The sequence below is a fragment of the Staphylococcus canis genome, from assembly GCF_016238445.1.
GTDB lineage: Bacteria > Bacillota > Bacilli > Staphylococcales > Staphylococcaceae > Staphylococcus > Staphylococcus canis.
Genome location: NZ_JABANU010000007.1, coordinates 59930 through 83695, shown reverse-complemented (window position 1 = coordinate 83695; position 23766 = coordinate 59930). Strand labels below are relative to the sequence as shown.

Genomic DNA, 23766 nt, shown 5'->3' with positions numbered 1-23766 from the left:
AGACATATTATTCTATTGTGGAGGGAATTACAAATATGGCAAAAGAATTAAAATTCTCTGAAGATGCACGTCAAGCAATGTTACGTGGTGTAGATAAGTTAGCCAATGCTGTTAAAGTTACAATTGGCCCTAAAGGTCGTAATGTTGTTTTAGATAAAGAATTTACAGCACCTCTAATTACTAATGATGGTGTAACAATCGCGAAAGAAATCGAATTAGAAGATCCATATGAAAATATGGGAGCAAAATTAGTACAAGAAGTCGCGAACAAAACAAATGAAATCGCAGGTGACGGTACAACTACAGCAACTGTGTTAGCACAAGCTATGATTCAAGAAGGTTTAAAAAACGTTACAAGTGGTGCGAACCCAGTAGGTATTCGTCAAGGTATTGATAAAGCAGTAGCAGTAGCTATCGATGCATTGCATGAAATTTCTCAAAAAGTAGAAAATAAAGAAGAAATTGCACAAGTTGGTTCTATTTCAGCTGCAGATGAAGAAGTAGGACGTTATATTTCAGAAGCAATGGAAAAAGTAGGTAACGATGGTGTCATTTCTATAGAAGAATCAAATGGATTTAATACGGAGTTAGATGTAGTTGAAGGGATGCAATTTGACCGCGGCTATCAATCACCGTATATGGTTACTGATTCAGATAAAATGACAGCCGAACTTGAGAATCCATATATTTTAATTACAGATAAGAAAATCACTTCATTCCAAGACATCTTACCGTTATTAGAACAAATTGTTCAATCAAATCGTCCAATTTTAATCGTTGCTGATGAAGTAGAAGGCGATGCATTAACAAACTTAGTATTAAACCGTATGCGTGGTACATTTACTGCAGTTGCAGTTAAAGCACCAGGATTTGGTGATCGTCGTAAAGCGATGTTAGAAGACTTAGCGATTTTAACAGGAGCACAAGTTATTACAGATGATTTAGGTTTAGAATTAAAAGAAACTTCGATTGATATGTTAGGTACTGCTAGTAAAGTTGAAGTGACTAAAGATAATACAACAGTAGTTGATGGTAATGGAGACGCTACAAATATCGATGCTCGTGTAAATCAACTTAAAGCTCAAATTGATGAAACAGATTCAGATTTTGACCGTGAAAAACTACAAGAGCGTTTAGCAAAATTAGCGGGCGGTGTGGCAGTCATCAAAGTTGGTGCGGCATCTGAAACAGAACTGAAAGAACGTAAATTACGTATTGAAGATGCTTTAAACTCTACACGCGCAGCAGTTGAAGAAGGTATAGTTGCTGGTGGTGGTACAGCATTTATGAACGTATTTGATAAAGTATCTGCTATCGAAGCAGAAGGTGATGAAACTACTGGTGTAAATATCGTATTAAAAGCTTTACAAGCACCTGTACGTCAAATTGCTGAAAATGCAGGATTAGAAGGTTCAGTTATTGTAGAACGTATGAAAAATGCAGAGCCAGGTATTGGCTACAATGCAGCTACAGATGAATGGGTTAACATGTTAGATGCAGGTATTGTAGACCCAACAAAAGTAACACGTTCTGCACTACAACATGCGGCAAGTGTTGCGGCAATGTTCCTTACAACAGAGGCTGTAGTCGCTAATATTCCAGAAGAATCTTCAAATAATGACATGCCAATGGGTGGCGGCATGCCAGGTATGATGTAAAACAGCTTATAAACATTGATTTTACAGTATTTCGAAATTTTAAATGACATAATAATGACATAAAAATCCGAAAAATAAAAATGCCCTTCAATTCAGATGAACTAAAAGGACATTTAAAATAATTCTTTTGAGGCGTTTTCCATAAGTTGACTAAACTTTTGGGAAGCGTCTTTTTTTTATCAATTTTGTTATAGATTTTTTCAATTGAAATAATATATTTAATTTGGTTAGATTTTACTTCACAGGATGAGAATACCAATCATTTAGAAATTGATATAACACATCAGTAAATTGTTGAAGGTCTTTGATTTTGATTTTTTCATTTGTACCATGTGCCTCATTTAATTCACCAGGGCCATATAGAATTGTTGGAATACCGTAACTGGCAATCCAACCGCCATCTGTCACCGTAGTACTCATTGCGGTTTTTAATGGTGTATGATGCACTTTTTCATGAGCTTCCTGTAATTTATGGAAACCCGGGTGTGTAGTTGGAATGGTAAAGCTTGGGAATATTTCACCTTTATCTTCAATCATAGAAGTGCCGCCCCATTCGAATTGTAGCGGATTAACTCGCAACCAAAGATCACTGTTTGCCACACGATTAAGATAGTCTTCAATTTCTTTAGTAATGGAATTATAATCTTCATTAGGAAGGTAGTGAACAGTGATCCAAAGCTTACATTGATCTGCAATAAACGCAGGATGGCGACCACCTTCAATAACAGCTGGATTGATAGTATTTGCGCCAGCAGGCAAATCTGGGTAAGATTTTGTAACTGCCCAATGGCGCTCGAGTTCTTGTAAAGCTTGAATGATTTTCATCATTTTTTCAATTGCACTTGCACCATGACGTCCACCACCGGCATGGATAATATGGCTGCGCGCGCCATCATGAATAGTTTCTTGACTTTGAATAGTGATCCAACCTGTAATAACACCACCTTGTCCCATCGCAATAGACTCGCTCGTATCTAAGACAAGTGCTAAATCAGCTTGAGGTGCGTGTTCACATGCGAGTTTCGTTCCAGCTTCTCCCACTTCTTCTCCAACAACAGATTGAACAATAATATCTCCTTTCGGTTGTTTGTTTTCTTGATATAAGCATTCTAATATGTAAAATAAACTCGACATACCGCCTTTCATATCAGCAACGCCTCGACCAATTAACACATCTTCATCTTGTGTTAATTCAAAAGGGGGAGTGCGCCAATAATCCGTATTTTCTACTTCGGCGACATCAACATGACCATTTAATATTAATTTTGGCGCTGAAGGGTCTGTTCCTTTTAATGTACCTACAATAATTGAATCATTGTTATAAAAAGGAATGTTTTGAACTTCAAAACCGATTGCTTCAAGCCAGGATTGAATTTTTTGTTGTAAAGGAACGGTATTACGAGCAGGTGGGCTTTCAGTTGGGTGTGAGATTAATGTTTGTAAAATATCAAAATGACGTGAATTAAGCATCAGTATTCGCCTCCATTGTTAATAATGCTTTCTTTCGATGAATGCCACTATTGAACCCTCCAAGTTTACCATCCTTACGTAATACACGGTGACATGGCACGATGAGCGATAATGGATTTTGACCAATCGCAGAGGATACGGCACGTACACTTTTAGGTTTTTGAATAATATGAGCAATGTCACTATACGTTGCGCGTGCTCCATAATCTAAATCATACAACGCACGCCAAACACTTTGTTGAAAGGGTGTACCTATGACAAAGTCAATCGGTGTTTCAAAAGATTGAAGGGCTCCATGAAAATAACCTTCTAACTCTAATGCAATTTGGTTAATAACAGGATGAAATGAAACATGCTTAAGATGTGCTTGTGCTTTAAGTTTTGAGATTACAGTATGATAGTCATCAGAATCTGTAAAAGATAAATTAACTAGAGCTGAATCACTTGCGACAGCTATCATTTCACCCATTGGTGTGTTAATCAATTGATAATACAAAATCATAATATATACTCCTTTTATCTAAGTTGGACGAAATCCTTCAATATTAACGAATACATTGTCATGACCAAATTCGGCTTCCATGAGTTGTACAACATAACGATAAGCATCTTTATGATACCAGTCATGTTCGTCTAATTGGTCATAATAGCGTTCGATACCGAGTGACTGTGTTCTTTGACCATGAGATCCATCTCCCATAAAGTAGTCGTCTATTGTAACTTTATCCGTATATGGACTTATCACTTTAGCAAATTGATCGGTACAAGGTAAAACAGGCGCAATGGCAATTTGTGTAGGAATACCAGCACGTCTTAGTTTCTTCAAAGCAATAAGCCGTGCTTTAATACTCGGTGCACTAGGTGTAAATGTACGTAATACTTCTTCACGGTCTGTTTCAATGGTCATACTAACGATAAATCGCCCTGGATACGCTTTTAAAATATCAATATCACGTTGAATAAGCGGACCACGCGTTTGAATAAATAAAAAATCAGGTGGATTTTCACTTAAAACTTTTAAAAGATGACGTGTAATGTGTTGATGTTTCTCAATAGGTTGATAGGGGTCTGTAGATGATGACATAAAAATCGTAACTGCTCCTTTTTGTTTGGCACGATGTAGCTCTTTTTTAAATTGTTCACCTACATCTTTTTTAATTGTGACCCATTCTCCCCATGTTTTACCAGAAAATAAGGAAACAGGGGATTTGCGTACATAACAATAACTACACGCAAATTGACATCCCATATAAGGATTAAGTGTATGAGAATAGTCTTTTAAAAATCCAGAAGCTTTTGTTAAAAATTGTTTAGGTTGGCGCGTTTCAATGTCCATTGTTACCTCCAATCAGTGATAAGTCACTCTATTTTTGGTCGGAAAGAACAGTAAAAACCACTAATGTACGTCATTAGGATTCGACAATACAGTAGTGGTTCTTAAGTAACTAAAGTTCTAATCGAACCTTAATAATGGTTAAGATTGTAATGTTTGAATCGCTTTAGCAATTGTATGAAAGACATGTGCAATATCATCTTTTTCGATACAACTAAATGCGATGCGAATATCTGTTTCATTTAATGCGATAATACCAATTGAGTGTTTTTCAATGAGATGCTTACGAAGTGTTTCTGCATCCACACCTTTGACTTTTAAAGCCATAAAATAGCCAGAGTTAAAGTCATAAGGTTGCCATAATGATGTGTAGTCATCTTTGTAAACAATCTCTTTAGTTGCTTTATAACGTGCTTCAAGTGTGTCGATGTTCTCTTTAATTTCCGCTTCAAATGTCTCATTGTTTTCGAGTACATGTTGTATTGCAGACTGTGATGGTGTAGGGCCACTTGAAATATTGCTACGAATAAGACCTTTCATTTTAGCTTCAATCACAGATGCTGTTGTCTCATCTTGAATACCGAAAGTAATAAAACCAACACGAAAGCCCCAAGCAAAAAATTCTTTCGTTGCACCATCTAAACGCACAGGCAACACATGATCATTTTTTAAGTTTGTCAGAGCAGTAAAAATCGATTGTGTGTACACATCTTCATAAAATAGGCCATAATATGCATCATCTACAATAGCTACAACATTGACACCACGTTGTCCTAAAGCATCAATCGCTTGGACAATGGCTTCAACTTCACTTTGAGTAGGTGTGTAACCCGTTGGATTATTCGGATAGTTTAAAATTAAGATTACTTTTTCTTGGTCAATATTTTCTAATGTTTCAATTAAAGCCTTTGTCGTAAAATGTCCATTTTGATCGAAAATAGGATATGTTTCGATACGTGCTTGGTGACGTACTTCATATACAAGACGATAGTTTCCCCAATTATGATTTGGTAGTAATACGGTATCGTTTGGATTAACTAATAAGTCACCAACAAGAGATAAACCATGTGTTAAAGCGTTAGTTACAATAGGTTTACTTATAGATTCAGCAGATAAATCTGGGTTCTCTTTTAACATTTTCTTTTGCCATAATTCACGTAATGCTTCAATACCTTGAGGAGGTGCATAAGCGAAAAGTTCATCTGGTTCTAAATCGTTAAACACGTGTTTAAGAGAGGGAGCATACATTTTACCATCTTTATTTGTAGCCATACCAATCGTTGCGTTATAATCAGTCGATTTTGCTTCTGCAGATTGCGTTAATATACCTTTAGGATAATACATACTTTTACCTAAATCAGATAACATATCTGAAATAATAGGATTCACTTCGTTAAGTTGTTCATTTAATTTTAATGCTAAGGGGTTCATAGGCCTAACCTCTTTTCTAAATTCTTGTTCATTACTATCATACCGTTAAAAAAGTAAAAATTAAAGAATATATTCAAATAACCTCTATAAAATAGAATATATGTTCGCATTTTTATGTTAAACTATAACTAGTTATCAAATTCCTACTTAAATTCTAAAGCAAAACGTGTAGGAGGTGCTTGGTCGTGTCTTGGAGTGATTTAGTGATGACGTTACTATCTGGGGGGATACTGATTGTTTTTAGATGTTGGTTAGAGTTGAAATGGAAAACACATCATGAAAAAAAAGAAGCTAAAAAAAGGGAATCCGATGAGAAGTGAAATTACGGTATATTGAAGGGAATTGTGATTGGATAGGGACTTTGATATACTTTTTCGGTGAGGTGACGTGCATGATTAAACATTTAACTAAAATATTTGTAGGGATTGCACTTGTAATCTTTACAATTGGAATCATCTTACAATTCATGGGAGAAGAAACATCCGCGATCAAGCTCTTTATAGCGACCATTATGTTTATGATTTGTGCTTTTATTAGTCGCCATAATGACCGTAAAAAGCGGAAATAACGTAATAAATTGAATAAGAATACTCAAAAGAGATCGAGATAAAACAAATTTCTGGGTCTCTTTTTAATTTTATTTACAAAGCAACTGATTTTATAGAAAGTGTATATATAGTATATAGACAGATAGGTATGAACAAATACACTTATCACATTATAAATATTTATATAAATGTCATTAAATCAACATTTATAAAGCAACACTTTGAAAAATGTCACAACAAAAATAAATAAACACTTTACAAACAAAAATATAGTGTGTATATTAATTATATACAGTTAATGAGGGATGATATCCGTGAAAATTTTATTACAAGACAACAGTGAGTCTCCGATTTACGAACAAATTAAACGACAGATTAAAGAACAGATTCTTAAAGGAGATTTACTTGCTGGTGCACACTTACCTTCAATGCGTGAACTTGCTAAAAATTTAGGCGTCAGTGTCATTACCACTAAACGTGCCTATGAAGATCTTGAAAAGGATGGTTATCTCATTTCTGTTCGAGGTAAAGGGACTTATGTAAAAAAACAAGATACTTCAATTTTAAAAGAAAAGCAGTTTATCGTTATTGAAACACTCGCACAAGAAATAACAAAAGAAGCTAAAACAATTGGGATGTCTTTAGATGAATTACAAGAAATCGTAGCGATGATTTATGAGGAGGAGTTATAATGGGGGAATTTGCGATTGAAATTGAAGGGCTAAGTTATAAGCGCCAAAATTTTAAGTTAGATCATATTAATATGACTGTTCCAAAGGGCTACGTAACAGGATTTATCGGTGTTAATGGTGCCGGTAAAACAACTTTAATTCGTCTGATTATGGATTTAATCAGTCCGACTCAAGGTAATATTTATATATTAAACCAAACTATGAAAGAAGCCCCAGTCGCAATAAAAGATAGAATTGGATTTGTCTATTCAGAGTTATATCTCAATGAAAGATGGTCCATTCAAAAAGTTGAAAAACTCATTGCTCCTTTTTATAGTCGCTGGGATCATGATATATTTTTAAACTTTTTAGAGCGTTTCGGATTGAATTACAAACAGAAAATACAACACTTATCGACTGGAATGAAAATGAAACTCTCTTTAGCCATTGCATTCAGTCATCATGCAGAACTTTTTATTTTCGATGAACCAACAGCCGGGTTAGATCCTGTAGTAAGACATGAAGTTCTTGAAATGATTCAAGATTTACTACTTGATGCGAATAAAACTGTCTTATTCTCAACTCATATTACATCGGATTTGGAGCGTATTGCAGACTATATAGTACATCTGAAAGACGGTAAGATTGTATTTCAAGACTCTAAAGAACACTTACTCGAAACACATCGTATCGTCCGAGGTGATGTTCAAGATTTAGATGCTGAATTAGCATCTTTAATGATTCATTATCAAACTACTGATGTAGGATTTACCGGAATGACTAAACATGCAGATGTATTTAAAGAATTATTTGGAAATCGTGTTACTATTTCAAATGCATCAATAGAAGATGTGATGATTGCTTATGAAAAGGGAACAAGCGAGATTCAAGAATAAAGGTATAAAACGGGAATGATTGACTCTAACTTGTGTTATAAAGTCGATTATAAATTTTAATGATTATCATTACAAAGAAGGTTAGCGTTATGGTACAACTTATAAAACGTAATCTCTATTTTCGGAGATGGACAATAGCAATATATAGTATAGCGTTATTGTTATTACCAATACATCATTTTGTCTTACATCACAATATGATTTGGGTGTCATTTATATTATTATTCATACATGTTATTGCGATTATTGATAGTGCACACGCTTATCGTATTTATCGTCGATTGGGCAATCGAGAAGCATATATTTTTCATCATAGTTTGCCTGTATCTCGATTCCAACTTTTAAACGCTCACTATATTACAGTCATCAGTCTCACAGCTTTTGGTGCGCTACTGATATGGTCTTATGAATTAAAGGCTAATATAGTCGATTTTAATGGTATCACCTTTAGTGTATTATGGTTATTCATTAGTGCTAACTTATTAACATTTGTTTTTGGTTTTCCAGGATGTAGTGAAAAGCTCAATGATAAGATACCAATGACAGCTTATATCATCACAATGCTTTTTGTTGTACCATTTACAATTGGTGTTATTTTAGTGACAATTGGGATTGTGAAATTTAAAAATCCATTATACTTTGCACCGATTGATGTTGGGGTATGGTATTTTATTTTATCGATAATACTTGCCATCTTGTCATATCTGTACCAAGTTTATCGAATTAAAAAAAGGTAGGAGGTTTTCAATGTGGAATTAAAACATATTACAAAACGTTACGGACAGAACACTGTCATTGATGATATAGAATTTGCATTTCATGATAGTAAAATTGTGGGATTAATTGGTAAAAATGGTGTGGGAAAAACTACGCTAATGAAAATTATGAATGGTAACATTATTAACTATTCTGGAGAAGTTAAGGTTGCTAAAAATGATCATATTGGGTATTTGATTGAACATCCAAAGTTATATGACAATAAATCAGGACTTTATAATTTAAAATTATTTGCTCAAGTATTAGGTAATGGATTTGATAAACCATATACGGAAAATATTATTCGTGCATTTGGTATGGAGTCGTATATTAAGAAAAAAGTGAAAAAGTACTCCATGGGTATGAAACAGAAACTTGCAATCGCAGTTTCTCTTATGAATAAGCCAAAGTTTTTAATACTTGATGAGCCGACAAATGGTATGGATCCAGATGGTTCGATAGATGTACTTAAAACAATAGAGTCACTTGTCAATGAGTTAGATATGAAAATATTGATCTCAAGTCACAAACTAGAAGACATTGAACTGATTTGTGATCGAGCAGTATTTTTAAGAGACGGTCATTTTGTACAAGATGTTAACATGGCAGAAGGTCAAACGACAGATCAAACAACGATAAATATAGATGAGAAAGACTTTGAAGCGGCTTTAAGTTACTTAACAGAGCATTTCAAAGTGGTTCAGTCTCAAAAAGATACGGGTGAAATTACGATTAATGCTCAAAATAATTATCAAACCTTACTCAAAGGATTAGCTCAACACAATATATATCCTCGATTTATCGATACTCGTAAAGCGTCATTACGTGATACGTACTTTAATATTAATCAAAGAGGTGATGCATAATGAATAGTTTGCAATTATTGAAGTTTGATATGATCAGTATATTTAAAAGTCCATTAACTTATATTGCAATTCTGTTAGGCGTATTACCTATTGGTATTACAGTTGGCATTATGGTGGCTAATGATACTGACATTGATGCCAATACTATGTTTAGTGTTGCGAAATGGTTCTTTTCACTAATAGGATTACTATTCGTAATTAAAACAATTACACGTGACAGTGGTCAAGGTACTATTCAATTATATTTAAACAGTGTACGCAGTCGAATTGGTTATTTTGTAACAAAATTTCTTTCAATCATTTGTATTGCTGTGTTAACAACTGCAGTAGTGCTAATCATCACATATATCATTCAGTGGACAACAAAAGGTAAAGATTTAAAAACTGATCAAATTGGTGAGTTGTTAGTATTTTATCTTATTTTATTCTTAGTATACGGTTTATTGTTATTCTTAATTAATTTATTTGTTCAAAAACCATCACTTGTGTTTACATTAGGTATTTTATTACTACTTATTTTGCCTGTTGTGAAACCATTCATTCCGTTAATTCCTGAAATAGGTGATAATCTGGAAAAATCAATGAAATATATCCCAATTAGTTATTTAAGTGATAAGTCACTTGAAGGGAAATTGACTTTCACAAATTGGCAATGGTTTATCAATATTGCATCTATTGTTGTTTTAACAATAGCTAATTTCATTTCGATTACTAAAAAAGATATTTAATCTAATATGATTCAAAGGATTGCTATCCTCATAAGTTTAGAACAAGCTTTCGCTTATACATCACATCAAATAGATGTGAGAGAGACACTGTTGTTCTAAGTCTATGAGAGATAGCAATTTTTTTGATATTTAAGAAAACGTTTACAAAAAATAGAAATTCATTTAGAATACTTGTATACAAGTTGAGGTGGTAATAATGGAATATCCAAAAGCATGGTTAAAGCCGTTGTCTAAGGGTGAGGCTATTGCTGCTACATTAAGACTAGATATCCTGAGTGGTGACCTAGAACCACAAGTCATTACTGAAAATCAAATCGCTACACAGTTTCGAGTTAGTCGCTCACCTGTGCGTGATGCGTTTAAAATCTTAAGTCAAGATCGCTTAATTCGTCTTGAAAGAATGGGGGCAGAAGTGTTGCCATTTAATGAGACACATAAACAAGAATTAACTGATATACGCTTGATGATTGAATCTTTTGCTTTTACAAAAGTGATTCAACGTAATGATTTGAGCAAGATTATTCAGAAGATGTATCAGTCATTGGAAATGATGCGTGTGAGTGTTCAATTTAACGATGAAGAGCGATTTACGGTGGAAGATCTTAATTTTCATGAACTTATGGTAGAAGCTTGTGATCACCAATACCTGATGCATCTTTGGCAACAAATGAAACCAATGATGCTGTGTCTTATATACATTAGTATGCATAAGCGAATGCAATCGAATCCTCAAGATTTTGAGCGTATTTTAAAAAATCATAAGCAATTTGTTGAAGCGATTGAAGCAAAAGATCGCTTACAAATGTACGATGCCTTTAAAGCAAATTTTACTGATATTAATAATAACATTGGTGCTTTCTGGGCCAAATAAGGAAAGGAGAATCGCATAGTGCAGTATATGATTGGCGTGGATATTGGAACAACGAGTACGAAGGCAGTCCTTTACACGGTTGAAGGTGAAATGATGTATCAGGCTCATATTGAATATCCACTACATACACCAACAGTAGACATTTCAGAAGAAGATCCAGATGAAATTGTACAAGCCGTTAAAAATACAATCAAACAAGTTATTGTCGCAAAGGGCATTCAAGCAAATGAAATCAAATTTGTCGCTTTAAGTGCACAGATGCACAGTTTAATTATCATGGATGATGACCATCATCGTTTAACTAATAGTATAACTTGGGCAGATAATCGCGCACAAATTGTTGCTGAACGTTTAAAAGCAAATAATATACAGTTGTATGAAAAAACAGGAACACCGATTCACGCAATGTCACCATTAAGTAAAATATTATGGTTTAAAGAGCATCAAACGAATATATTCCATCGTGCTTCGTGTTTTGTTGATATAAAATCATACGTACTATTTCAATTAACTGGTCGATGGGTTATAGATGTATCACTTGCATCAGCTACAGGTATGATGAATTTAAAGACACGACAATGGGATCAAGAGATTTTGAATTTACTCAACATTAATAGTAATCAATTACCAGAAATCGTACCGACTACGGAGCAATTATGGTTTAAAAATCAAGAAATTGCTCAGGATTTGGGGTTATCTCAGAATACGCCAATTATCGTTGGAGCTAGCGATGGGGTTTTATCTAATTTAGGGGTGAATCGCTTTAGAAAAGGTGAAATTGCTTTAACGATTGGAACGTCAGGAGCAATTCGTACCGTTGTAGATGAGCCTATTATAGATGAAGCGGGGCGGACATTTTGTTATGTGTTAGATGAATCCCATTATGTAGTAGGGGGCCCAGTGAATAACGGTGCTGTAGTACTCAGATGGCTTAAAGAAGAGCTGCTTGCAAGTGAGACAGAAACAGCAAAGCGTCTAAATAAAGACAGCTACGCGTTAATCACGGAAATTGCGGAGACAGTTGAGCCGGGTGCTAATGGTTTACTTTTCCATCCTTATTTAACAGGAGAACGTGCACCACTCTGGACATCAGATGCACGAGGGTCATTTATCGGATTAACTTTAGCACATCAAAAAGAACATATGATTCGTGCAGTTTTAGAAGGTGTAATTTTAAATTTATACAGTGTATTTAGAGCATTAAATGAAGTAATTGATGCACAAGCATTTCAGATCAGTGCAACAGGTGGATTTGCGAAAAGTGCGTTATGGCGTCAAATCGTTGCGGATATTTTTGATGCTCAAGTCGACGTTCCAGTTGAACAAGAAAGTTCTTGCTTAGGAGCGTGCGTGGTAGGACTAAAATCTATTGGTGAGATAGATGATTATGAAATATTAAACGATTGGACAGAAACCACGTATATCCATGAACCAAATAAAGACAACCATCAAATTTATCAACAATTGGTACCGATATTTGATGATATTGCACAATCATTAACACACACATATCGTGAACTCGCTCAGTTTCAAAGATCAAAAAATCATTAATGTAAAAGAGGGAAAAGAATGTTTGAAATGTTATGGCCATTATTTGGTGTTATCATCGGTATTTTAATATTATTAGTTTTAATTATTTATTTTAAAATCAATACATTTATTGCTTTAATTATGACGTCTGTAGTAACAGGTATTTTACTTGGTATGCCATTGGATAAAATTATTGAAACAATAGAGACAGGGATAGGAAGTACACTGGGTCATATTGCGCTCATTTTTGGATTAGGTGCAATGTTAGGTAAGTTACTTTCAGATGGTGGTGGTGCGACTCAAATTGCGGATACTTTAGTTACAAAGTTTGGTCAACGTTATGTGCAATGGGCTATGGTAATCGCATCATTTATTATTGGGGTTGCGCTATTTTTTGAAGTTGGATTAGTGTTACTCATACCTTTAGTATTTACAATTGCGAAAAGAATGAAAATATCTCAACTTCAAATTGGTTTGCCTATGGTAACAGCACTATCAGTGACACATGGATTTCTACCACCGCATCCAGGTCCTGTTGTAATTGCTCAAGCATTACATGCAGATATAGGCCAAGTACTACTGTACGGATTCATTGTCGCAATACCTGTAACGCTTATATCAGGACCATTATTTGTTAAAATAGCACCACATTTATCACAATCAGCGTTTCATCGTGAAGGAGATATTTCATCACTTGGTGCTACACGCTCATTTAAACCAGAGGAATTGCCAAGTTTTAAAACCAGTGTATTTACAGCGTTATTACCTGTAATTCTGATGCTAATTGCTACGGTATGGCAACTTATTACAGGACATGAAAAACAACCCACTCATTTTATAGAGAGTCTAGTTTACTTTGTTGGAACAGCTGGGACAGCAATGTTAATTGCAGTGCTCTTTGCAATATACAGTATGGGGCTACATATGAAGCGTTCTATGTCAGATATAATGGATAGTGTTACTCAGGCAATTACACCCATTGGTATGATGCTCTTAATTATTGGAGGTGGCGGTGCATTTAAACAAATTCTTATTGATGGTGGCGTAGGTAAAACAATCGAGTATTTCTTTGTTGATGCGCATATTTCACCACTTATTCTTGCATGGCTTGTTGCCGCATTGCTTCGTTTAGCATTGGGTTCAGCAACGGTTGCTGCCATATCAACAACAGGTATTATTCTACCGTTACTCGAAACAAGTGATGTTAATGCAGCGCTAGTAGTTTTAGCCATTGGGGCAGGTAGTGTATTTTGTTCACATGTAAATGATGCCGGGTTTTGGATGTTCAGAGAGTATTTTGGATTAACGATTAAAGAGACATTTTTAACATGGTCTATGGTTGAAACGATAATTTCAGTGAGTGGATTAATTTGTGTTTATCTATTAAGTCTTTTCGTTTAATTTAATTAGAGTTGAAAAGCTGTAAGAGGCTAGGGAATCATATCTGTCTACATGATTTTCTAACCTCTATACAGCTCAATATAAATTGAATTATTGAAGTCTATCAAGAATTGAGTCATAAACGTATTGCCAAAATTGTGAATCGGCAGTGTAACGGTTATGAATCATTTGATGGACTTCTTTTTGTTTATCATCAAATTCTGGATCTTCTTTATCTGGTAAATATTTAGCGCGAATATCTTCGACGAAATTCTGCACTTGATTAGCTCTAGGCCCCCAGACTGCACGTTGCTCGAATTGATCGTTTAAGAAAATAAAGATAGGAATTGAACGAGACTTACCGTTTGTTAAATATTGATCGATGAGACGTGTATCTTCATCTCTATAAAAAACGCGAACGTCTAAGTCTAATTGTTCCGCGATATGTTGTAAGATCGGGACATTCATCATTGCGTCGCCACACCAATCTTCACTAATGACTAAAACATGACGGTAATCTTTCTTTTTAATAGCGTCCAATCTGGGGTCATTTTTAGGTAATTCGAAATGATCATATACCCCTTTAAGTGCTTCTTGGTTTGTTGTCATATCATCAATGTATTGTGATAAAGGCTTTGCTTCTTCATAAAATGTTTTTAAATGTACCATTAGTATCCCTCCCATTCAATCTTCATTATAGCAATAATTTATTATAAGGAAAATTAAAAAGATTATGACAAATTAAGAATTTAACAATTAAAATACAAATTAGAAGTTTAGCTTCAAATTATGAGAAAGCCTATATATAATTTAAAGTATTATGATATTTGTACAATCCTTTAAGAAAGGGGTTACGGTTTGGATAAAATTACATATTTAAATGAGCTTGAACAACGTCTTCATAAACTCCCAGCATCCCGTGTCGATGAGATTATGTCACTGTATGAACAGTATTTTTTTGAAGCAGAAAAAAAGGGGAAAAGTGCGAAAGAGATTGTGCAAACGCTTGATTCACCTAAAAAGGTGGCGAAACAAAATTATGCAACATATGCTGTAAAAAAAGCGCAGCATAAGCCAGATATACCACATATTTTACGTGCACTCTTCGCAACTATAGGTATGAGTATTATTACTTTAATATTTGTACTCATTCCGCTTCTTTTCACGCTATTATTTATAACGATAGGAGTACTGATTTCAGTAGGTATGGTTCTTGCGCCTATCATTATACTTGTATCAACAGCGTGGGTTGGGTTTCAATATTTTTCTTTAAGTAATCTATTATTCGGATTATCATATTTCGGTTTAGGTGTCACTTTTTTAGTGATTATTGCTAAATTGTTACTTGCAATTCGTTATCTTGTCATTAGATACTTAACATGGAATATTAATTTATTTAAAAAGGGATAGTGAATAAATGAAAAAATTATTTCTATTCGGAGTAAGTGCTTTTTTATTTTTCTTTATATGTGGCACAGTGGCTTGGTTTGGTTTTGAAAAAGATCATCATCAATTAAAAAATATTGAAAAAGTTTTTAATGACCAACAATTCGAACACTTAATGGTACAAAGCAATACAGCAGACATAAATGTTGTAGAAGGAAAAGTATTTAAAGTGACATATCACGGACCGCATCAATTAAATCTTAATGGTAAAGGTGGGACTTTAAAGATTAATGAAGCGGCCAAAACGTCTAAGAGTATGGTAAATGTTAATCCTTTTGAAAGTCATCATGGACAACTGAATATTGAAGTACCTAAAGATGTATTAGAGGAATTGCATATTCAATCGCGTATGTCAGATATCAATTTAAATCATTTAAAGCATATCAAAACAACGATTCAAAATGAAAAACATGGTGGCATCCATATTAAACATAGTGATTTTAAAAATGCGTATATTTATGGGAATGAAACCATTTTGGATGTAGAAAATAGTAGCTTTGAACATAGTGAAATGAATCTTAATAAAGGGACTATTAACCTTAATAAGACAATGTTAAACACTAGTGTTTGTAAAGTTAAGGAAGGTATGATCGAACTTCACCATGCGCCTTCAAAAATATCTATGAAAGGTTCAATTAAAAAAGGAGATATCTTGCTTAATTATTTAGAAGCACCTCAAAATACGATGTTTAAAATTGATTCTGAAAAAGGGAAGTCGTATATTCAAAATCAGCACATTCACAGAGGTAAGAATGGTCAAGGTACATATAAAGTAGAATTATATGCTGACCGTGGTGATATCACTGTAAAATAGAGAAATGCATAAACAGAGAAATCATAAAGTAAACTTAAGAAAGCTTGGGATATCAAAATCCCAAGCTTATTACATTTAGAATGTAAAAATTTAAACAGTTAATGGGTTGCAAAAGTGATGTCGGTATCGATATAGCCTTGTAATTCTGTTAGTGTTAAAGGTGTGCCTTGTAGCCATTGACCGAAATCAATCATAGTAGGTGCTTGGTTTTCACCTAATGCAATCCAAGCGTGTAACGTTTTAGGTTCATACATAGAAGTATGAATCGTCCCACTCCAGCTTTTAAATAATTTACTGTAGATGTGTTGTTCAGGTTGATTAAATAGTTTAAATACTTCGAAGCGGTCTGAAGTGTTTTGGTTTAAAGCTGTTTCAAGACGTTCAAGGCGATCTTTAGACTCTTTCGTATAGTTGCGATTTTCATGTGTAAGTAATTTGAAATGATTAGTACAGGTTGTATCATAGCGGACTTCAACGCCTCTAGGTGTAACTTCAACAATGGCGTGTTGATTATGTTTGTCTTGTAAAATATAACTAAAAGAACTTCGATGCGGAATAGTTTTCAAAAACTGCACAGCTTCTGGTACATCTTTGCATAACTCTAATACTAGACGCCCAACCATATAACATACAAAACCATTTGCAGGTTTTTTACGGTGCATAAAATTATAAGCCATAACTAAGCCATGTTCATTCATACCATCCATACGGCCTGTTGTTCTTGACATCGGTCCAATTTGAGCATATCCACCATCATTTGGTTGAAATAATTGATATCGACCATCATAAGTTGCAGGGTGATAGTCATAGTTTCTAACAATATAGTCCGAGCCAACATAAACTGTGCAACCACTATCAGGAAGTTCGGTAAAGCGATAATGGGCAAAATTAAGTATGGCTTGGCGCGTTGGTATATTTAGAACATCTTGAATACCTAGAATCTCTTGCCAAATCTGAGGTGCGTATTGTTGATAAATCTGATGTGTTTCGGCAATGTCTATATCGAAACGAGGCATACGTTTCTTCCACTCACGCGATCTATTTTTGAGCATTTCAGTCTTTTTCAGCCATTGTCCAACCGATACACCATAGTCATAATGATTACCTCTAAAAGTGAGTATGTCCGAAGTAACGTGTTGCATTATCATCTTCCTCTCTGAAATCTCTGACATTACTTTAAAACAATTTGTTACGATGTTGTAACCTTCCCTTAATGGTAAACACGGAAGAAGCTTATTATAATGAAACGCATATACTCTGTTTTGTCAAATAAAGGAGTGGGAGTATGTGGATAACACTTATTAAAACAAAACAATGGTTTTATCGAAACTTTATGAATTAGGGCTGACACATCGAACAAAGTACATAAGATGAAAAGATTGCTACATCACTTTTAATGTTAAGGTGATGTAGCAATTTTTATTCGTTCAAATCCTTGATATTCGGAGTGATATATATACTGTTTATTTGATGATAAGCATTCTTCCCACTATGTTTGAATGTTAACATAATTAGGGTCTTTTTAGTTTTAAAATAGTCAGGGTTTTCATAAGAATACGTATAAAATAAAATCATATTTTCATCATTTTTTCTTGCTCTGTGAATAATCTCAAAATTCCACTGTAAAGTATCACTAGATTGCACATTATCCATACGTCTTTTAAGCATAGCTAAGAGCGTAGATTTATTCAGTCTTTGAGCTTCACCGACTTCGTTAAAATAATATGCAACTACGTTATTATCAATCATGTTATCAATTTTTTGAATATCATGATTTTTCCAAGAGTTTAATAAAGATATGTGCGGCATAAAAAATATACCTCTTTCATTTTATTATTAATATTAATGTACCATAAATAACAATATAATTATAGAGCGGAAGTGTTAGAAATTTAAAGTTTTGAGGTATTTATTTAATGATAGATGAGTTATATGGTATGATAAAGAAGTAGAATAAAGATTTAGGGGTGACTGTGAATATGGATTTCATTAAAGGATTTTTTAAATTTGTATTTAGTTTTCTATTAATTGTGAGCTTACTCATAGGTGTAGGTGCTGCAGTATTAACTTATGTTTTCAAGAAAGACTTTGAAGACATCGAAAACAAAACTAAAGCTATTATTGCTGATATTGAAGCAAACAATTAATTGGTATAGGTTGAGACTGTTTATAGGTCTCAACCTTATTTTTATTCTATCGAAAATGCAAAATCCTTTTAAAGTCTGATCAAAAATCTAATATTAAGGTGATGTGTGTGTACTTAGATGAAAATATTTTAGTATCTTATCAATTTAATGCTAGTACTATTGGTCAACTCTATCAATTAAACCGTCAAATTAATAATCAACATTTAAAAGAATACACTCCAAGTAGATGGATTCATGATATTATGCTAAATCATGAAACAGCACGTCATATTATGATAGGGGTAAGTCATGATGAGTTAATGTTAGAAAGTGCAAGAAGATTTAAGATTGATTTAGAACAATATTTAAATCATACGGGGAATAGTGATTGTACAATTAGAATGGTTATTTGGAAAGAACACAGTACAAGTATGCAAAAGTTTGAACGAGCATTTGTAGATAATGAGCCAGATTTATGGATAATTTTTTCGAAACCCTTAAGTTTTAGCCGATTGTTAAAACGATTATATCGAAACCCTAAATTTAAATCAGAGCAAACATTTTGTATCAGTAATATGTGTTCTCACTATTTAATGCAATTGATTGGATACAAATATTTTGAAGGTATGAAAGGCATTTCACCTATCGGATGTGAATGGCACGTCTCAGAAGGGGAAATTGAATTAAAAATATCATAAAATATGGAAATGTGAATAAATCTGGTAAAATAAACGTATCAAGTATGTTGGAGGTAAGCATAATATGGTAAAAGGGTTTATCGGATCTTACACGAAGAAGAATGGAAAAGGAATTTATCGATTCGAATTAAATGAAGAAACTGGTGTTATTGAAAATCTAGAGACAGGATATGAAATAAATGCATCTACATATTTAGCACAATATGACAATACATTAGCAGCCATCACAAAAAATGATACGTATTCAGGTTTAGCTACTTTTAATATTAAAAAAGATGGTACATTAGAAAAAAATGGAGAAGCGTTAGAATCTTTTAAAGGTTCGGGATGTTACGTATCTTTTTCACCAGATGGAGAATTTGTGTTTGAAGCGGTATATGGAGATGGTATCGCACGTATTTATAAGTTCGATGCTAAAAATCAAAAAATTGAGAGATTGATTAAAGAAATTTATCATGATTATGAGCAAGGTCCGAATGTGGAACGTCAAGAAAAACCACATGTGCATTATATTGATATTACGCCGGAGCAAAAATATGTAGTAGCAGTTGATTTAGGCGCAGATTTATTGGTGACATATCATTATGGAAATAAAGGTTTAGAGGTTGCGCATCGAACAACTTTAGAGCCTGGAGACGGTCCTAGACATATTGAATACCATAAAAATGGTGAATATGCGTATGTAGTGAATGAACTTTCAAATACTGTAGTTGTGATGTCGTATGAAGATGGTCGTTTCACACCGATTGAAAGACATCTCACAATTCCTAAAGAGTATTTCCAACCTACAAAACTCGCGGCTGTCCATCTATCACATGATCAAAAGTTCTTATATATTAGTAATCGTGGTCATGATAGTATCGCTATTTTTAAAGTTTTAGATAATGGACGTCATTTGGAACTTGTAGACATCGTTCCGACACAAGGAGAGTTCCCGCGTGATTTTAATATTACACCATCGGATCGTTATTTAGTTGTAGCACACCAAGAAGGAGAGTCAACGGTAACGGTTTTTGAACGTGATATTGAAAATGGAACCCTTACATTAAAAGATTCATCACAAGTAGCTCCAGAAGGGGTTTGTGTTAAATTTTTAAATAACTAAATCATATCGGAATTGAGTGAATTGAAATTAGATCAATCACCAATTCCGATTTTTTTAATGTTTGAAGATTTGTTTAATGTATTTTAGTTTTCCTTTGTATGGTGGGAATAAAATAGCCGTTTCCAGTTTTGTTGATTTAAAAATATAAGGTTTTTCATGAGTGAACGTGTCAAATGAATATCGCCCATGATAACGTCCAATACCAGATTGACCGACACCACCAAACGGTAAATTCGGATTTGCAAGTTGTAGCACGGTGTCATTGATAGCGCCACTTCCAAAGGATAATTCATTCATCACACGGTTTGAAACATTTTCATCTTCACTAAATAAGTACAGTGATAATGGCTTTGGTCGACTTTGGACAAAGTCTATCGCCTCATCTAAATGTTTATAAGTCATAACGGGCAGGATAGGTCCGAATATTTCATCTTGCATGATAAGATCGTCAGGATGGATGTGATCCATGAGTGTTGGCGCAATATATAAATCACTTTGATCAGTCTCACCGCCAAAAATAATCTGATGTTTATGGGTTTGAATGAGATGGTTTAGGCGTTTAAAATGTTTATCATTAACAATTCGACCAAAGTCCGCACTATTCTTAGGATATTTTCCGTAAAACTCAGTAATTGTTCTTTTTAGAGATTGAATAAAGTCGTGGCGTACAGATTCATCTATTAATATATAATCTGGAGCCACACAAGTTTGTCCAGTATTCATGAACTTTCCGAAACAAATACGTTCACTTGCTACTTTTAAGTTTGCAGTTTTATCAATAATTGTTGGTGATTTGCCACCTAATTCTAATGTTACGGGTGTAAGATGCTTACTTGCAGCTTCATAAACAATTTGTCCAACACGTTGACTGCCTGTAAAGAAAATATGATCAAAAGGTAATGTTAAAAGAGATTGTAATACTGACGCATCGCCTTGAACGATAGAAATATACTTTGGGTCAAAAGTTTGTGTAATAATTTTTTCGAGTACTTGACTAACATGTGGTGTGAGTTCTGATGGTTTCAAGATAACAGTATTTCCAGCTGCAATTGCACCGATAAGTGGTTCAATTACAAGTTGAAATGGATAGTTAAATGGTCCTACAATTAAAACAGTCCCAAGCGGCTCTTTAACTATGAAACTTTTTGCAGGAAATAAGAAAAAAGGAGTATCAACGGCTTTTTTCTTTGCCCATTTAGAAATCTTTTGACGTATAAGCTTAATATTATGCAAGACATAACCAATTTCTGTCGCGTATGCCTCAACATCATTTTTCCCAAGGTCTTTATGAAGTGCTTCTAATAATTCATCTTGGTGTTGTTTTATACTTTTAGCTAATAATTTAAGTTGTTTTTTTCGAAACTTTATAGATTTCGTTTCATGTGTTTTAAAATACGAACGTGACTGCTCAAACAATATATCATAAGTATTCATTATATAATTCCTTTCCTAAGCGGTTTAAAAAGCGAGACGATTGTCTAAATCATGTGAACCTAGAATCAATCAGTCTCGCTTTAATCGTCATATTTTTTCTAAACTTGATATTAACGATTAGCTCTTAAATCAGCTAAATCAGGATTTTTTTCGAACTGTGTATAGACATATGAGCAAGTAGGAATAATTTTTAAATTTTCATTACGTGCTTTTTCAATAACTTTATCGAATAATTGTCTTGCTACACCGCCACCTCTAAGAGATGGATCAACAAAGGTATGATTAACATCAATCGTATGATCATCACGATAGACATAAGTAATCTCAGCGATTGCACGTTTTTCATTTTCACCGATGTAAAAAGAATTTGAACCTTCATGAATAGTATGTGTCATCATCATCGCTCCTTTAATATATCGAACCTATGATAAAATATCAGTAATAGGTGGTACGATTTGTTTTTTACGTGAAACTACATTTGGTAAGAATGCTGTGTTATTTTCAAGTTGTACATTAAAGGCTTGACCAATTTTTTCTTTTTGTGCACCTGTTACTAAGATTTTTGAATCACTGTTTAAAATATCAGTAACTACTAAAACAAACGCATCATAACCTTCTTCTGCACTTACTTTGTTCATTTCATTTTCAAGTGCTTCTTGACGGTCAATGACTTCTTCAATATCTACAGTATTAACCTGTGCAATTCGTACAACATGATTTCCCATATTAAAAGATTTTGCATCTGCTTCAAGTAAATCTTTTTCTGATTTGTCTGTTGTTGAAGCACCAGCTTTTAACATATCTAAGCCATATGCATCTATATCTACATTTGCAATTTTAGCTACTGCTTTTGCAGCTTCAACATCTTGCTCAGTACATGTTGGTGATTTGAATAATAAACTATCTGAAATAATAGCTGATAACATTAATCCAGCAATCTCAGGTTTAATCTCTAAGTTTTGCTCATTATACATTTTGTATAAGATAGTAGCTGTACAACCAACAGGCTCAGCTCTGTAATATAAAGGTGTTGCAGTTTCGAAGTTTGCAATACGATGGTGATCGATAACATGTTTAATTACAGCTTTATCAATTGAATCTGCACTTTGTTGAAACTCATTATGATCCACTAAAATAACGTCTTGATCAGTTAAATCATCAGTTAATAGAGTAGGTGCTTCAACTTTGAAGTAATCTAGTGCATATTTTGTTTCAGCACCCACATCGCCTAAGCGATAAGCTTTAGCTTCTGAGTTACCATTAAGCTTTTCAAAATCTCCCATAATAATAGCAGAAGAAATTGCATCTGTATCTGGGTTTTTATGACCGAAAATATATGTTGTCATTATAAAATCTCCTTATGTTTATTGTTTGATTGAATTCTATTTTATCATGTCATATGAAATTTATTCTACCTGTGCGCCCAATGTATTTTTAAAATGTGTAAGCGCCCAATCGTGACCTGTTAAATCGAATGATGCTACACCATTTTTAGGAATTATCAGCTGATAGTCTAAGTTATAAGCGCTCGTCGCTGTGTGTAGAATACAAATATCAGTACAAACACCAACAATTTCTACTGTATCGATATTTCTTTCGCGAAGGAGACTATCTAGTGGTGTACCGTAGAAAGCATCAAAACGTCTTTTATCTAAAAAGAAAACATGTGAATCATCTTTAATTTCTTCGTACTTTTCTCCTACTTTATGATATAGTTCTCTACCCTTTGTATGTTCAATATTATGTGGTGGGAAAGTTTTAGATTCTGGGTGATAAGGATCATTTTCGTAATGTAAGTCCATCATGAAGAAAATAGGATCATTTGCATCATGGTAGTGTTGAATGCGGTCTAAAATGAATGGTTCTATTGCTTGACCAGGCTCACCACAAGTTAACTTACCATCAGTTGCGACAAAATCATATGAATAATCAACAACAATTAAAGCTTTTTTTGACATAATATCCCCCTCCTGAAAAATATGGAATTAAATAAGTAAATACAATA

At 33.8% G+C, this 23766-nt stretch carries 26 protein-coding genes and 1 pseudogene; 16 read left to right on the top strand and 11 right to left on the bottom strand.

Features of this window, described 5'->3' with window-relative positions; all coding sequences use genetic code 11:
* The first annotated feature begins 35 nt into the window (after positions 1 to 35).
* Positions 36 to 1658, top strand: coding sequence for a chaperonin GroEL (gene groL, locus HHH54_RS04110; RefSeq protein WP_198617570.1), 1623 nt, complete (start codon positions 36 to 38; stop codon positions 1656 to 1658).
* Between the two features lie 234 nt (positions 1659 to 1892).
* Here the strand turns inward: groL and HHH54_RS04105 are convergent, their stop codons facing one another.
* From HHH54_RS04105 to HHH54_RS04090, 4 genes are all read right to left on the bottom strand, one after another.
* Positions 1893 to 3128, bottom strand: coding sequence for an acetylornithine deacetylase (locus tag HHH54_RS04105; protein ID WP_198617569.1), 1236 nt, complete (start codon positions 3126 to 3128; stop codon positions 1893 to 1895).
* The gene (locus HHH54_RS04100; RefSeq protein WP_198617568.1) at positions 3121 to 3630 is read right to left on the bottom strand and encodes a methylated-DNA--[protein]-cysteine S-methyltransferase; all 510 of its coding nucleotides are present in this window, start codon (positions 3628 to 3630) and stop codon (positions 3121 to 3123) included. The genes HHH54_RS04105 and HHH54_RS04100 overlap by 8 nt, the downstream gene beginning before the upstream one ends.
* 18 nt (positions 3631 to 3648) lie before the next feature.
* Complete coding sequence (locus tag HHH54_RS04095; protein WP_198617567.1) at positions 3649 to 4464, bottom strand: SPL family radical SAM protein; 816 nt, start codon at positions 4462 to 4464, stop codon at positions 3649 to 3651.
* Positions 4465 to 4602: 138 nt separating this feature from the next.
* Positions 4603 to 5892, bottom strand: a complete 1290-nt coding sequence (locus HHH54_RS04090; RefSeq protein WP_198617566.1) for an aminotransferase class I/II-fold pyridoxal phosphate-dependent enzyme — start codon at positions 5890 to 5892, stop codon at positions 4603 to 4605.
* A gap of 185 nt (positions 5893 to 6077) precedes the next feature.
* Between HHH54_RS04090 and HHH54_RS11290 the strand changes: the two are divergent.
* The 10 genes and pseudogenes from HHH54_RS11290 to HHH54_RS04045 all read left to right on the top strand — a co-directional run.
* A pseudogene (locus HHH54_RS11290) lies at positions 6078 to 6161 on the top strand (Trp-rich small protein); the annotation flags it as partial.
* A gap of 125 nt (positions 6162 to 6286) precedes the next feature.
* Entirely contained in the window at positions 6287 to 6460 is a 174-nt protein-coding gene (locus HHH54_RS04085; protein ID WP_432813791.1) for an SE1626 family protein, read from the top strand.
* 294 nt (positions 6461 to 6754) lie between these two features.
* Complete coding sequence (pmtR, locus tag HHH54_RS04080; protein WP_198617565.1) at positions 6755 to 7132, top strand: PSM export ABC transporter transcriptional regulator PmtR; 378 nt, start codon at positions 6755 to 6757, stop codon at positions 7130 to 7132.
* The gene (pmtA, locus tag HHH54_RS04075) at positions 7132 to 8007 is read left to right on the top strand and encodes a phenol-soluble modulin export ABC transporter ATP-binding protein PmtA (RefSeq protein ID WP_198617564.1); all 876 of its coding nucleotides are present in this window, start codon (positions 7132 to 7134) and stop codon (positions 8005 to 8007) included. The genes pmtR and pmtA overlap by 1 nt, the downstream gene beginning before the upstream one ends.
* 89 nt (positions 8008 to 8096) lie before the next feature.
* Complete coding sequence (gene pmtB, locus HHH54_RS04070) at positions 8097 to 8744, top strand: phenol-soluble modulin export ABC transporter permease subunit PmtB (RefSeq protein WP_198617563.1); 648 nt, start codon at positions 8097 to 8099, stop codon at positions 8742 to 8744.
* Between the two features lie 12 nt (positions 8745 to 8756).
* Complete coding sequence (gene pmtC, locus HHH54_RS04065) at positions 8757 to 9629, top strand: phenol-soluble modulin export ABC transporter ATP-binding protein PmtC (RefSeq protein WP_198617562.1); 873 nt, start codon at positions 8757 to 8759, stop codon at positions 9627 to 9629.
* Positions 9629 to 10357, top strand: coding sequence for a phenol-soluble modulin export ABC transporter permease subunit PmtD (pmtD, locus tag HHH54_RS04060; protein ID WP_198617561.1), 729 nt, complete (start codon positions 9629 to 9631; stop codon positions 10355 to 10357). The genes pmtC and pmtD overlap by 1 nt, the downstream gene beginning before the upstream one ends.
* A 196-nt stretch (positions 10358 to 10553) precedes the next feature.
* Positions 10554 to 11228, top strand: a complete 675-nt coding sequence (locus HHH54_RS04055) for a GntR family transcriptional regulator (protein ID WP_198617560.1) — start codon at positions 10554 to 10556, stop codon at positions 11226 to 11228.
* An 18-nt stretch (positions 11229 to 11246) separates the two neighbouring features.
* Positions 11247 to 12779 (top strand): gluconokinase, encoded by a 1533-nt coding sequence (gntK, locus tag HHH54_RS04050; protein ID WP_198617559.1) that lies wholly within the window; start codon positions 11247 to 11249, stop codon positions 12777 to 12779.
* An 18-nt stretch (positions 12780 to 12797) separates the two neighbouring features.
* On the top strand, positions 12798 to 14159 hold the full coding sequence (locus HHH54_RS04045; RefSeq protein ID WP_198617558.1) for a gluconate:H+ symporter: 1362 nt from the start codon (positions 12798 to 12800) through the stop codon (positions 14157 to 14159).
* 90 nt (positions 14160 to 14249) lie between these two features.
* Here HHH54_RS04045 and HHH54_RS04040 read toward each other — a convergent pair whose 3' ends face one another.
* Positions 14250 to 14807, bottom strand: coding sequence for a thioredoxin family protein (locus HHH54_RS04040; protein WP_198617557.1), 558 nt, complete (start codon positions 14805 to 14807; stop codon positions 14250 to 14252).
* A gap of 189 nt (positions 14808 to 14996) precedes the next feature.
* Between HHH54_RS04040 and HHH54_RS04035 the strand changes: the two genes are divergently transcribed.
* Together HHH54_RS04035 and HHH54_RS04030 are read left to right on the top strand one after the other, a co-directional pair.
* The gene (locus tag HHH54_RS04035) at positions 14997 to 15548 is read left to right on the top strand and encodes a DUF1700 domain-containing protein (RefSeq protein WP_198617556.1); all 552 of its coding nucleotides are present in this window, start codon (positions 14997 to 14999) and stop codon (positions 15546 to 15548) included.
* Positions 15549 to 15555: 7 nt separating this feature from the next.
* Positions 15556 to 16398, top strand: a complete 843-nt coding sequence (locus HHH54_RS04030) for a DUF4097 family beta strand repeat-containing protein (protein WP_198617555.1) — start codon at positions 15556 to 15558, stop codon at positions 16396 to 16398.
* Positions 16399 to 16496: 98 nt separating this feature from the next.
* On the opposite strand, the gene HHH54_RS04025 is transcribed toward HHH54_RS04030, so the two are convergent.
* Positions 16497 to 17540: a C45 family autoproteolytic acyltransferase/hydrolase gene (locus tag HHH54_RS04025; RefSeq protein ID WP_198617554.1), complete on the bottom strand. Its 1044-nt coding sequence runs from the start codon at positions 17538 to 17540 to the stop codon at positions 16497 to 16499.
* 277 nt (positions 17541 to 17817) lie between these two features.
* Complete coding sequence (locus tag HHH54_RS04020) at positions 17818 to 18207, bottom strand: hypothetical protein (protein WP_198617553.1); 390 nt, start codon at positions 18205 to 18207, stop codon at positions 17818 to 17820.
* Between the two features lie 170 nt (positions 18208 to 18377).
* On the opposite strand from HHH54_RS04020, the gene HHH54_RS04015 reads away from it, so the two are divergent.
* The 3 genes from HHH54_RS04015 to pglS all read left to right on the top strand — a co-directional run bounded on the left by HHH54_RS04015 (position 18378) and on the right by pglS (position 20327).
* A complete protein-coding gene (locus tag HHH54_RS04015) occupies positions 18378 to 18545 on the top strand; it encodes a hypothetical protein (RefSeq protein ID WP_198617552.1) in 168 nt (55 codons plus the stop codon).
* Between the two features lie 107 nt (positions 18546 to 18652).
* A complete protein-coding gene (locus tag HHH54_RS04010; RefSeq protein ID WP_198617551.1) occupies positions 18653 to 19222 on the top strand; it encodes a hypothetical protein in 570 nt (189 codons plus the stop codon).
* Between the two features lie 64 nt (positions 19223 to 19286).
* Positions 19287 to 20327: a 6-phosphogluconolactonase gene (gene pglS, locus HHH54_RS04005; RefSeq protein WP_198617550.1), complete on the top strand. Its 1041-nt coding sequence runs from the start codon at positions 19287 to 19289 to the stop codon at positions 20325 to 20327.
* Positions 20328 to 20381: 54 nt separating this feature from the next.
* Here pglS and HHH54_RS04000 read toward each other — a convergent pair whose 3' ends face one another.
* The 4 genes from HHH54_RS04000 to HHH54_RS03985 all read right to left on the bottom strand — a co-directional run bounded on the left by HHH54_RS04000 (position 20382) and on the right by HHH54_RS03985 (position 23719).
* Complete coding sequence (locus HHH54_RS04000) at positions 20382 to 21761, bottom strand: aldehyde dehydrogenase (protein WP_198617549.1); 1380 nt, start codon at positions 21759 to 21761, stop codon at positions 20382 to 20384.
* Positions 21762 to 21871: 110 nt separating this feature from the next.
* Entirely contained in the window at positions 21872 to 22156 is a 285-nt protein-coding gene (locus HHH54_RS03995) for a GNAT family N-acetyltransferase (RefSeq protein WP_198617548.1), read from the bottom strand.
* A 27-nt stretch (positions 22157 to 22183) separates the two neighbouring features.
* Positions 22184 to 23110 (bottom strand): manganese-dependent inorganic pyrophosphatase, encoded by a 927-nt coding sequence (locus tag HHH54_RS03990; protein ID WP_198617585.1) that lies wholly within the window; start codon positions 23108 to 23110, stop codon positions 22184 to 22186.
* A 57-nt stretch (positions 23111 to 23167) separates the two neighbouring features.
* Positions 23168 to 23719, bottom strand: a complete 552-nt coding sequence (locus tag HHH54_RS03985) for a cysteine hydrolase family protein (RefSeq protein WP_198617547.1) — start codon at positions 23717 to 23719, stop codon at positions 23168 to 23170.
* Between the last annotated feature and the right edge of the window lie 47 nt (positions 23720 to 23766).